A 1,518-nucleotide genomic window follows, 5' to 3' on the forward strand; every position below is an offset into this window, starting at 1 on the left:
GCTCGGCGCCGAGCGCGACGAACTATGGGCCGAGCACAGCCACTTCATCCCGATGGAGGATCCTTCGCGCGTCGCCGCGCTGCTCGCGGAACTGCTCTGACCCCCAGTAATCTGACCCCCGGTAACAAGACCCGCGCTGGCTGTCCCAGAAAATGACATCGCTGCATCGCTCTTGGTAGGACGGCTTAGGTTGCGCTAGGGAGGCGCCATGAGCATTTCCCTTTCCGATCACGAAGCCGGCGCCAAATATGACGGCGACTATTCCGACGCGCTCGATGCGTTGCAAGAGCGGCTGGAGCGCGTCCAGTCGGCGCACATCACGCACGGCCAGCGCAGCATCATCATGTTCGAAGGCTGGGATGCGGCGGGGAAGGGCGGCATCATCAAGCGGATGACCGCGCTGCTCGACCCGCGCTATTTCGAGGTTTGGCCGATCAGCGCACCGAACGACGAGGAAAAGGCGCGCCATTTTCTGTGGCGTTTCTGGAAACGCCTGCCGGGCAATCGCGAAATCTCGATCTTCGACCGCAGCTGGTACGGCCGCGTCCTCGTCGAGCGCGTCGAGGGGTTCGCGAGCGAGGCCGAATGGCGCAAGGGCTATGACGAGATCAACGAGTTCGAGGCGCAGCTCACGGGTAGCCGGACGAACCTCGTCAAGATCTTCGTCCATTTGACGCAGGAAGAGCAGGACAAGCGCTTCGCCGACCGCCTCGACGATCCGTGGAAACGTTGGAAGACGGGTCCCGAGGATTATCGCAACCGGTCGAAGCGCAAGGACTATCTCGCCGCGATGGAAGAGATGTTCGCGCAGACGAACACGCGCTGGGCACCATGGAAGGTGATCGACGGCAACAACAAGAAGGCCGCGCGCATCGCGGCACTGACCCATGTAGCCGAGGCGCTCGAAGCCGTCGTGCCGATGACCCCGCCCGATCTCGACCCCGCGGTCGTCAAGCTTGCGAACAAGGCGTTCGGGTACAAGCCCAAAGACTAGGATTTTCGGCCTCCTTGGCTAGCAATCGCGCGCCCCAGCCGCTACATGGGGGTGATGAGCCGCGCCAAGAGAACCGACGACTGGGGATTCCCCCGCTGGCGCCCCTATGGTTCGAGCACCGAGGCGCAGAAGGTGCGCCTCTGCGACCGCCATGGCTGCACCAACCCCGGCAACTGCCCCGCACCCAAATCGCCGAACAGCCCCGAGCGCTGGTATTTCTGCGAAACGCACGCCGCCGAATATAATCGCGGCTGGGACTATTTCGAAGGATTGAGCGCCGAGGATGCCGCAGCGCGCGCGGCCGAAGAGGCGCGCGGCGCGAACAGCTACGCGCGCGCACAGCATTATGCCTGGGGCGGGTCGGGTGACGGCAGCCGCAGCGCCGACGAAATGCGCGCGCTCGAAATTCTCGACCTCGAACCCGACGCCGATTTCGAGACGACGAAAAAGGCGTGGCGCAATCTCGCCAAGGAATGCCACCCCGACGTGAAGCCCGGCGATGCCGAAGCGGCAAAGCGCTTTGC

The 1,518-nt window shown here is 63.8% G+C and carries 2 protein-coding genes; both read left to right on the forward strand.

Annotated elements, in window-relative coordinates:
* Positions 1-208 precede the first annotated feature (208 nt).
* Positions 209-994, forward strand: coding sequence for a polyphosphate kinase 2 family protein (locus ACREBX_RS09530; protein WP_431561506.1), 786 nt, complete (start codon positions 209-211; stop codon positions 992-994).
* 54 nt (positions 995-1,048) lie between these two features.
* Positions 1,049-1,518, forward strand: a 470-nt coding sequence (locus ACREBX_RS09535) for a J domain-containing protein (RefSeq protein WP_431561507.1), incomplete at its 3' end; no start/stop codon positions are given.

Source organism: Sphingopyxis sp., from assembly GCF_050725655.1.
Classification (GTDB): domain Bacteria; phylum Pseudomonadota; class Alphaproteobacteria; order Sphingomonadales; family Sphingomonadaceae; genus Sphingopyxis.